The organism is Methylobacterium sp. (genome assembly GCF_019745455.1).
Taxonomy (GTDB): Bacteria; Pseudomonadota; Alphaproteobacteria; order Rhizobiales; family Beijerinckiaceae; genus Methylobacterium.
In genome coordinates, this window is sequence record NZ_JAIETD010000090.1 from 1 (window position 1) to 9921 (window position 9921).

Consider the following 9921-nt stretch of genomic DNA (forward strand, 5'->3'; position numbering starts at 1 on the left):
GGTGGCCGACATCAAATCGGAACGCTGGCCGGCTTCGCGTCGGAATGGGTGGCCGGCTTCCGTCGGAATCCGCACGTCGTGAGCCGGGACACCGCAGGTCGCGCACTTCGGGTGATCGGAACCCACATCGACATCACCGCGCGGAAAGAGGGGGAGGAGCGCCTCGCACATCTCGCTTGCCATGACGGGCTCACGGACTTGCCCAACCGTCTTCTTTTCCGTGAGCGCCTCGACCTCGCTCTGTCCAACGTCTCCGGGCAAGGCAACGAGTTTGCGCTGCTGTACCTCGATCTCGACCGGTTCAAGACCGTCAACGATACACTTGGACATCTGGCCGGTGACACGCTCCTCAAGGAGGTGGCGCAGCGGTTCCAGAGCGTCGTCAGCAAAGGTGATACGCTCGCTCGGATTGGAGGTGATGAGTTTGCCATCCTTCAGCTTGCATGCGCTCTCCAGCCCGCAAGCGCGGATGCGTTGGCCCAGCGCCTGATCGAAGTCATGAGCGAGCCGGTCATCACGCAAGGTCAGCGGGTCGAAGTGGGTGTCAGCGTCGGTATCGCGCTCTCGCCTCGCGACGCCTTGGACGCCGAGACACTGATCCGACGGGCTGACCGTGCCCTCTATCGGGCCAAAGCAGACGGCCGGAACACACGCCGCTTCTACGAAGCCGCAATGGACGAGACTGTGGAAGAGAAGCGGCGTCTGGAGATGGACCTGAGAGGCGCGCTGACGCGCGGCGAGTTCGAGATCCACTATCAGCCTATCATGGATTCAGCGAGCGGCGGCGTCTCTTGCGTGGAGGCGCTGGTGCGCTGGAGGCATCCAGTCCATGGTCTTGTCTCGCCCGGGGCGTTCATCCCCTTGGCGGAAGAGACCGGCCTGATCATCCCCATCGGTGAATGGGTGCTGCAAACGGCTTGCCGCGCTGCAACGACTTGGCCGACTCGGGTGGGCGTGGCGGTGAACGTGTCAGCTATTCAGTTCCGCAATGCAGGACTGGTCCAGACGGTGATGCAGGCCCTTGCTGGCTCGGGCCTGCCCGCCCATCGGCTGGAGCTTGAGATCACTGAATCAGTGCTCATGCAGGACGGTCCGGACGTGATGGACACCCTGCATCTTCTTCGAAACCTCGGCGTCCGCACGGCCCTCGACGATTTCGGGACTGGATACTCGTCTTTGAGCTACCTGCGCCGCTTTCCCTTCGACAAGCTGAAGATCGACCGGTCGTTCGTGCAGGACATTGGCAATCCGGGCACGGCCTCAATTGTCCGAGCCATCGTCGCGCTTGGGCTTGGGCTTGGCATGACGATAACGGCTGAAGGGATCGAGACCGAGGATCAGCTTAAAAGGTTGCGCGAGCAAGGCTGCGAACAAATCCAAGGCTACCTCTTCAGCAAGCCACTACATGCCGACGACCTGCTCAAATTCATGAAGCGTAACCGAGTAAGGGCGGCAGCCTAAGTGGCCCAAACCGAATGCCACTTCTCCGGTCTCGCGTGAGCATCCACAATCGGTCGAGCTGCACATTACTGGCTCACAGCCTGTTGCTCGCATGACGGCTAGTCCTGCAAGGTTCGTACAACAGCCCGCAAGCTCCTGTCGCCTGAAGGTCCTCACCTCCAGCGAGCATGCCCGTATCTCACTCAACGGATGACGGCGCGCCTCCGCAAGCGAGGGCTCCTTGCTCACCGCGGAGGAGTAGCATTCCTGCTGCACACCGATCGAGCCGAAGGGGCGGGGTCGCATGGATGACAACGAGACCACGATGCCAACGCTTCTGCGCGCAGACAGGATCGATGGAAGCGCCCCCATCGCGCCGCACCTGCAGAGCGCGGATGCAAAGCCTGCAGCTCTCGTGACCGACATGAGGACGCCGACTCCACCCGGACCTTCCATCGCCCCAGTTCAGACCCGGATACGGGCGGCGCTGGGCTCCTTTGGCTCAATGGTGCTGGTGATTTTGCTCCCGGCCGCCATCGGCTGATTTTTCTCACCCAATATTGCAATCCACTGTCTTAGTCGTTCATTCCAGGAATGGCGGCGACCCTCACATCATTCGCCAAAAATGTGGCGCAATCGCTGATGTTCTGACACATTCTGTCCAATCATATTGTCGCCTCAATAACATTCATTTTGCCGTCTCGTTGAATGCCCAACGGGAAAGCATGATGAACGTCAAGACTGTACTGGTTGCCATCTCTCTGGCCGCATCCACGTGTTTGGTGACAACCTGCGCGCACGCCGAAACGGCCGCACGCGGTCAGGCCGGAATGGCGTCCTGGTACGGTCCGGGCTTCCACGGCAAGCGGACGGCCAACGGCGAGCGCTTCAACACCCATTCCCTGACGGCCGCGCACCGCACGCTGCCCTTCGGCTCGCGCGTTCGGGTGACCAACAAGACGACCGGTCGCTCCATCGTCGTGCGCATCAACGACCGAGGGCCCTTTGTGGGCGGACGCGTCATCGACCTCTCCAAAGCCTCGGCACGCGCCATCGGCGTGGCCGGTGTGGCCAGGGTTGTTGTCGCACGACTCTGACGGGTATGCTGAACTGCGGGAGGCCGAAGTGAGCCTCGACGCCCTCAGGTGCTTGAACCGACCGAGGCCGCGTGAGGCCCAGGCCCGCGCATCCCACCAAACCAAGATCATGCCCTTGGTCGCCCAATCGTACGTTTGCCGGGTTGACAGGTATGAGCGTCCGAGAAGGTTTGGGCATGGGACTTCGCGCATTCGCCTGCCGGACCGGCCTCTGCGCTGTCCTTCTCGTCACGAGTCAAGCCCAGGCTCGGGAGCAAGTCTCTGCCAAAGTGCAGGATTGGCTATCGGCCGTGATCATGAAGATCGACGAGGCAAACGGCAGGGACGTCAAGCCATCGCGGCGCAAGTCGTCCCGTGAGGTCATCGTTCGCGTCCAGATCGCTGCGGACGGCTTTGTGAACCGGGTCGATGTTGAGAGAAGCTCAGGCTCGCCCGATCTCGATGAGCGGGCGAGGTCCCTCGTCCGAGCAGCCAGTCCCTTCAGCCCGCCACCGTCTCCGCTGCTAACGAAAGCGGGGACGACTGACCTCAGCTTCCCTCTTCGGCTCGGCCGTTGACCTTACCTTGCGCGACACTTTGCCGAACGATCGCCTGGCCCATCGCCGCGAGCTTCAAGGCAACGATGGGAGAGAGGTCGCCCTTGCTCTACGTGTTTCCGCCGGAGGATCGGCCATGAGCGCAGCGCCGCCAAGCGTTTGATGACTGGTATGACGGCCGTTATGTGCCACGGATTACGGTCACTTACCGGCTGGCAGTGAATGCCGGGTGATCGCCCAGCCCCGCGAGACGTCCGCGAGTTGGTCGAGGAGCGGCCCATTCAACCCCGCCCCGCACCATGGTCCGGAAGGTCACGGTCTGACGCGGCGGCTTCCCCAAACGTCGTCAGGTCGGACCGTGACCGGTCGGCTACACCCCCGGCGTACGACTCTTACGAATAGGATGTGGCGGCTCGGGCTCTCAGCCCCTGCCGCGGTCGGTACTCCCATTCGGGAAAAGCCCATCGAAGGGGGATGCCACGAGGATCCCACCTGTTCGCGCAGGGTCGGAATATCAGGCCGCTCGTTCACGGATGGCGTTGCGTAGCACCCGGGTGAGGTCCTCAATGGCGTAGGGCTTGTGGAGAAGCTCGAAGCCGTGGCTACCCTCCTGGGCCAGAACGTGACTGTAGCCGCTGGTCAGAACCACCGGCAGGTCAGGCTGCCGCCGCCGAACCTCTTTCCCGAACTCGATACCGTTCATTCCTGGCATCACCACGTCCGAGAACACGGCCGCGTATCGGGCCGGGTGTTCCGTCAGGAGGCCCAAAGCGGCTTCGGCATTTGCAGCCCAGGTCGTCTCGAAGCCGAGTTCGGAGAGAAGCTGCGTCGAGAAACGCCCGACCTGCTCGTTGTCCTCCACCACCAGCACGTGGCCATGTCCACGGGCCTCGTCGGAGGCCGTGCTCTCCAAGGCAGCCGCGGCCACAGCCGCTGGTACCCGTGGGAGGTAGACTGTGAAGGTCGTGCCCTCACCAGGCTCGCTCTCGACCGCAACCTCGCCGCCCGACTGCTTGGCGAAGCCGTAGACCTGGCTCAAGCCGAGACCGGTGCCCTTTTTGATCTCCTTGGTGGTGAAAAACGGCTCGAAGATCTGAGCAAGCTTCTCCGTCGGGATGCCAGCGCCCGTGTCACTGATTCGCACGGCAACGAAGTTCCCCTTCGCCGAGCTGTGCCCTCTGACGCCAGGGACCCCTGTCATCGGTTCGATCGAGATCCTGAGTTGGCCCACACCATCCATGGCGTCGCGCGCATTCACGGCCATGTTCACGAGCGCCGTCTCGAACTGGCTCGGGTCGGCCTCGACGTAACAGATCTCGCACTGCGTGTTGGCGGTCAGTTCCACGCGCGAGCCGACGACGGTGCGCAGCATGTCGACGATGGCATCGATCCGCTGCCCGACGTTGAAAACCTCGGGTTTGAGCGCCTGGCGTCGCGAGAACGCGAGGAGCTGGCTCGTCAGCTTGGTCGCCCGGTCAGCCGTCTCGGCGATGGCTTCGGCGTAGCGCTGGCGCCTTTCGTCCGGCAGTGTCGGCCGGCAAAGCATCTGCGCCGAGCCGCGAATGACAGTCAGCAGGTTGTTGAAGTCATGGGCAACGCCGCCGGTGAGTTGACCGATGGCCTCCAGCTTCTGGCTTTGCCGCAAGGCATCCTCGGTCTTGAGGCGCGAGGACACTTCCTCGACAACGCGGTGCTCCAGCGTCTCGTTGAGCTGGCGCAGCGTCGTTTCGGCCTGCTTGTGGCGGGTGAGGTCGTGCATGGCCCCCACCATGCGAACGACTCGGCCGCAGCGATCTTGAATGACCGTGCCCCGATCCAGGATGTCGGCATAGCCCCCGTCCCGGCGTGCGAAGCGGTACTCGGAGGTCCAACCAAGCGTCTGCCCCTTGATAGCGGCAGCGGCGTCATCCCGAGCTCTCTGCAGATCGTCAGGGTGCACCTTGGCTTCCCACCAGCTACCGGAAGGCTCGATCTCCTCGGGCTTGTAGCCGAACAAGGTCTCGACGGCCTCGCTCCAGCGGATCTGGTTCGTGGCTAAATTCCAGTCCCAGATCACATCGTTCGTGGCACGTGCCGCCAAGCGGTAGCGCTCCTCCGTCTCGCGGACCGCCTCCTCGGCGCGACGGCGCTCGGTCTCGTCGTGGGCTACCTTCAGGAAGCCGATTTCCGCACCTGAAGGTTCTCGCAGAATGGTCGTCGAGCCTCGCACGAACACGCGGCTGCCATCCTTGCGTTGATGCCAGCGAATATCCGGGGCGTGCTCCTCGAGTCTGGCTGTTCGGATCTCCTCCTCCGGCACACCGGCCTGCCGGTCTTCCGACGTGAACAGGAGGTCGCCCGATTGGCCGAGGATTTCCTCGCCTTCGAACCCAAAGGTGCGCTTTGCACCAGCCGACCAGCTTGTCACCCGTCGCTCAGGGTCGAGGGTGAGGATGGCGTAGTCTGTGGCGGAGTTCAGGATGAGCTGCAGCCGCTTCTCACGCTCGCGCAACTGCTCCTCGGCTTGCTTGCGCTCGGTGATGTCGAGCACGAACTCGATGGCCCCGTCCTCGACCTTCCGCGGGGCAAAAAGCCCCCACCAGCGCGAGCCGTCCTTGCGGTAATATTGCTTCTCGTAGGGCACAGCCTCGCCCAGGGTCAGCACCTGCTCAACTGCGTTCTCGGAGGCTGGCCAGAACTCCTCCGGTGTCAGCTCCTGCCAGGTCCTGCCGAGCGCCTCCTCCTCGGTGAAGCCGGTCATCCGTAGGAAGGCCTCGTTCACCTCTACGAGACCGAAGTCAGGCCCCCATCGAATGATGCCGACCGTCCGGATGGCGAGAGCGGCCTGCACCCTGTCCGCGACCACTCTTCGCTCGCGTTCCGCCATGACCTGAGCCGTAATCTCCCAGCAGGCGCAGAAGAAGCCGGCAACCTGGGAGGCTTCACCTCGGATCGGCGTATAGGAGAACGCGAAGTGTGCCTCTTCGACGGTACCGCGGCGGTTCATGACGAGCGTGATGTCGTCCATCTGGACAGCCTCGCCGGCATAAGCACGCTCGACCAGTGGCGTCAGCTCGTCCCGGATCTCAGACCACACCTCCAGGAACGGTCTTCCGAGTGCCTCCGGATGCTTCTCGGCCAGGATGGGGGCATAGGCTTGATTGTAGATGAGGATCCGGTCCGCCCCCCAGACGATAAACATGGGCTGGGCGGAGCCGTCGATGACCTCACACAGCGTCCTCAGCGCGGCCGGCCACGTCTGCATGGCGCCTAATGAGGTTGCACTCCAGTCGCGGGTGAGCGTCACCTTTCTGGGGTCGGGCACGGTGGAATGCGGGAGGGTCGACAGCACTTCGGCGCTCATAGGCAGGAAAGTCACGCAATGACAGGGATGTTTCCCTTTGGCGTCCTTATCGATTGCACGTGGGGCACTTTCCGACCTGATCCGCTAACGCACCTGACACGTCGGTCGCCATGAGCGTCTCGCCATGAGGGGCATCGATCAGCGTGGCGACGTTGGCTCGCTACGATCTCCGCATCCAGGACGGGCCGACGTCTATCCGGGACAGGGAAAGCATTGATTGGGCAGCCCAAAGACGCCACGTGACGAGGCCATGAATGTCTCTCCGACGGTCGCGCTGAATCAGATTCCGACGAATGGAGACAATCAGGCTTTTACGGAACTGGGGCGCGACGAGAACAATAGGACAGTCTACACAGCGACTCTGATGGTCGCCGGGCCGTGGATGGGCGATGTGCCAATCCAAGATTTCCAGCCGATAGTCTAAGGCTTCTCTACAGCTTTTGGAGGAGCGTCGTACGTGCCGGTTCTTTCAGGCTGTCCGAACGCGGACACTCTGAAGGTCCGAGTTGGGCCGGAGGCGCAAGCATCCTTTGAAACGTCGCCTACCTTACCTTGAGAAATGGATGTGACGGCCACGACTGGCACTGCAGCTGCCGCTTGGGATCCGACCGTCACCACCATACCGAGCAAGGCTCTGGTCTACGGATTTCGGCCAGGCATCCGATCCGGGTTTTCGAGCTCGGGTGAGGATTACTCCTCGACTTCAAGTTTCTGTGATCAGGCGCAGGAATCGTTAGCCACTGGTGGCTCGAGCGAACCCTTCGATGGTTCACGGAAAAGTCCCGTTAGGCCCTGGCGTGGCAAGGTCCGAGCACCGAGAAAATTGCCGGCGAAAGGCCGCTTATGTTCCTGCCGCCCCGTTTTGCCCGACGGCTTCGATCCGCTCGCACGTGGATCGCGTTCAGCGTCCTAGCGCCCGTCGGCATGCTCGTCGTCTCGGGCCTGATGCTGCTCGACATGCGACGGGACGCTTGGGACAAGGCGAGCCAGACCTCGCGAAATCTCCTGCAGGTCATCGAGCGCGATATCGCTCGGAACGTCGAGATCATCGATCTCACGCTCCAGGCGGTGCAGGACAATCTTCGGGCGCCTGGTCTTGGACAACTCGACGGGGCTATGCGCCAGCTCGTGCTGTTCGATCGCGCCGCGACCGCTCGCGATCTCGGCGTCATGTTCGTCCTCGACGAGCATGCAGACATCATCGAGGACGCCGGGGCCTCGCCGCCGCGCAAGGCCCACTATGGCGATCGCGACTATTTCCAGGCTCACAAGGCCAACCGTCATCTGGGCTTGTTCGTCGGGCAGCCTGTCGTTTCGCGCCTGACAGGCGAGCGCATGATCAACTTCAGCCGGCGCATCGACAAGCCCGACGGCTCCTTCGGCGGATTGGTGTTGGGCAGCCTCAAGCTCTCCTACTTCGCTCGCCTGTTCGACCAGATTGGCCTTGGCAGCGACGGAGCGATCAACCTCTACCTTCGAGACGGCACGCGTATTACCCGGCATCCCTACCTGGAGGCCGATGTCGGTGTGAACATCGCCGGCTCCCGTACCTTCGATCGGTTCGTCAAGGAGGGGAGCGGTTCCTTCGTCGAGACCTCCGTTCGCGACGGCGTGCGGCGGCTCTACACCTTCAGTCGGGTCGGCGAGCTGCCGTTGATCCTGAACGTCGCGCTCTCCGTCGACGAGGTCGAGGCGGGGTGGCGAGCGAAGGCCGTGGTGATCGGCAGCGTCGTGCTGGTGCTGTGCGGGTTGACCGTCGCGCTGTCCCTGCTGTTCGGGCGGGAGCTTCAGCGGCGTGGCGCGATGCAGGCGGAACTGGTCAGGCTCTCAGAGACCGACACCCTGACCGGGCTAGCCAACCGGCGGCGCTTTGAGGAAGCGTACCGCAGAGCCTGCGCGGATGCCGAACGAACGGGCAAGCCGCTCTCGCTGCTTGTCGTCGATGCCGACCACTTCAAGCGCTACAATGACCTCTATGGCCACTCGGTCGGCGACGAGTTGCTGATGGGGCTCGCCCGCTGTCTCTCCGCGAGCATCGATAAGCCCGACAACCTTGCCTGCCGAGTCGGCGGCGAGGAGTTCGTGCTGCTCCTTCCCGACACCGACGAGGATGGCGCACGTCGCGTCGCTAGCGAAGTACATGCTCAGGTGAGAAATCTGGCAATCGGTGCCGTCGGAATCGGTGCGGGTACCGTCACGGTTAGCATCGGGCTGGCATCGGGTATCGCCGATGCCGCCGACCTCTACGGCCACGCGGACGCCGCCCTCTACGAGGCCAAGGCGGGCGGGCGCAACCAGACGCGCTGTGCAGCATTCGCTTACGCCCCGGTGATCAACCGCCAGCCGCTGCGCGTCGTGGGGGGCTGAGCAGACCCACGCTTTCTCGTGCCGCCGACCAGCTGATCTCCTCGCCGCTGTTGTTGTACGTGTACGGCGTCGTCCCGGGTTCTCTCTATTGGACTTTCGTTGTGTCGTTGATCTAGCCTCGATGGCTCATCAACGGCGATCAAGCGCCGACGTGTTGAGTTGATCAGGCCAGGATCGTTACTCCCGTGCGTGACCTGACCTCCACTCGTGCGAACGTCACGGAATCGATCCAGCTTCCACCTTTAGGCTTATCCTCAGGAGGCCGCTCCTCAGCGGCCGAGTTCGTCAATCGAGGTGGAGAGAGCATGAGGAACATCGCACATGCCGCCCTCGGGACTGCCCTCGCCGAAGGGGTTAGCCGTACGGCGGTGGGCTCAACGGGGTGGAAGCGGCGATCCGCGATGCCATCGCCATCCTCCGCAGGACGTCGAGAGATATAGCAGTCGGTGATTCGGTCAGACTTGGCGCTGGTGAGGTTGAGAACGTCGAGGGACAGGCTGATCCCGCCCTCAACGCTGTAGCCGATACGGCCGCTGAGCAGAGCCGTGGGCGAGGAGCGTACCGAGTTATCCTCGATGAGTGGGCGCGGCCCGAATTAGCGAAGACGCACCGAACCGAACCAGCCGAGGCCTTCGCCAGAATTAATGCCCGCCGCAACGATCGTGGCAGGGAGCTCGGGCACTAGGTTACCGGCGAAGTCTCGATCCGAGAAGCGGCGTTGCCGACCGTGAGGTCGCCCTCCGACGGGAGCCAGGGCGTGACTGCATAGCCGTCGGACCATTCGACACCGAACCGCCGAGTGGGGCGGCTCGGCTCAGAGGTGACTAGGCGTGCTGTGGCAGCCGCCGTTGTACGACCCTGAGGTTAGCGCTCCGGGCCAGGAGCTGTGCGGCGACGATGCTGTCGGGCTCCACCCTGAAAAGCGCCTGTGCGGCTTTCTCCAGCACATCGGGATCGGTACCCCAGTCGAGTTGTTCTTCGGCTACAACGAGAAGCCGCCAGAATGGGATGGAGTCGGCCGACATTGGGACACTCCCCTGGTTTCACGCACTTGCTTCCCCTCGGTAGCGTCCGCGGACGAGGTGTAAATTCGAGGACCGCTTTGGCGGGGATTGGGGTGGCCATCGGGCCATGCGGC

7 protein-coding genes and 1 pseudogene are annotated in these 9921 nt (G+C 63.0%); 5 read left to right on the forward strand and 3 right to left on the reverse strand.

Going from position 1 to position 9921, the window contains the following annotated elements:
* From K2Y56_RS17770 to K2Y56_RS26550, 4 genes are all read left to right on the forward strand, one after another.
* The coding region (locus tag K2Y56_RS17770; RefSeq protein ID WP_292510464.1) for an EAL domain-containing protein at window positions 1-1461 on the forward strand (1461 nt) is incomplete at its 5' end.
* A 283-nt stretch (window positions 1462-1744) separates the two neighbouring features.
* Entirely contained in the window at window positions 1745-1984 is a 240-nt protein-coding gene (locus K2Y56_RS17775; protein ID WP_292510467.1) for a hypothetical protein, read from the forward strand.
* 184 nt (window positions 1985-2168) lie between these two features.
* Window positions 2169-2537, forward strand: coding sequence for a septal ring lytic transglycosylase RlpA family protein (locus tag K2Y56_RS17780; protein WP_292510478.1), 369 nt, complete (start codon window positions 2169-2171; stop codon window positions 2535-2537).
* Between the two features lie 176 nt (window positions 2538-2713).
* The gene (locus K2Y56_RS26550) at window positions 2714-3094 is read left to right on the forward strand and encodes a TonB family protein (RefSeq protein ID WP_366849058.1); all 381 of its coding nucleotides are present in this window, start codon (window positions 2714-2716) and stop codon (window positions 3092-3094) included.
* A 493-nt stretch (window positions 3095-3587) separates the two neighbouring features.
* Here K2Y56_RS26550 and K2Y56_RS17785 read toward each other — a convergent pair whose 3' ends face one another.
* Window positions 3588-6404 carry a PAS domain S-box protein gene (locus K2Y56_RS17785; RefSeq protein ID WP_292510470.1) on the reverse strand — a complete coding sequence of 939 codons (2817 nt, stop codon included), beginning with the start codon at window positions 6402-6404 and terminating at the stop codon, window positions 3588-3590.
* An 855-nt stretch (window positions 6405-7259) separates the two neighbouring features.
* Here K2Y56_RS17785 and K2Y56_RS17790 point away from each other — a divergent pair.
* Window positions 7260-8783 (forward strand): sensor domain-containing diguanylate cyclase, encoded by a 1524-nt coding sequence (locus K2Y56_RS17790; RefSeq protein ID WP_292510473.1) that lies wholly within the window; start codon window positions 7260-7262, stop codon window positions 8781-8783.
* Between the two features lie 340 nt (window positions 8784-9123).
* On the opposite strand, the pseudogene K2Y56_RS17795 reads toward K2Y56_RS17790, so the two are convergent.
* Window positions 9124-9605 (reverse strand): annotated as a pseudogene (locus tag K2Y56_RS17795) (TonB-dependent receptor); the annotation flags it as partial.
* A 2-nt stretch (window positions 9606-9607) separates the two neighbouring features.
* Entirely contained in the window at window positions 9608-9808 is a 201-nt protein-coding gene (locus K2Y56_RS17800) for a hypothetical protein (RefSeq protein WP_292510476.1), read from the reverse strand.
* Between the last annotated feature and the right edge of the window lie 113 nt (window positions 9809-9921).

Bases quoted from the DNA above. Each gene is read 5' to 3' on its own strand.
- K2Y56_RS17790 (WP_292510473.1), top strand. From the start codon at position 7,260: ATGTTCCTGCCGCCCCGTTTTGCCCGACGGCTTCGATCCGCTCGCACG.
- K2Y56_RS17800 (WP_292510476.1), bottom strand. From the start codon at position 9,808: ATGTCGGCCGACTCCATCCCATTCTGGCGGCTTCTCGTTGTAGCCGAA.
- K2Y56_RS17775 (WP_292510467.1), top strand. From the start codon at position 1,745: ATGGATGACAACGAGACCACGATGCCAACGCTTCTGCGCGCAGACAGG.
- K2Y56_RS17780 (WP_292510478.1), top strand. From the start codon at position 2,169: ATGAACGTCAAGACTGTACTGGTTGCCATCTCTCTGGCCGCATCCACG.
- K2Y56_RS26550 (WP_366849058.1), top strand. From the start codon at position 2,714: ATGGGACTTCGCGCATTCGCCTGCCGGACCGGCCTCTGCGCTGTCCTT.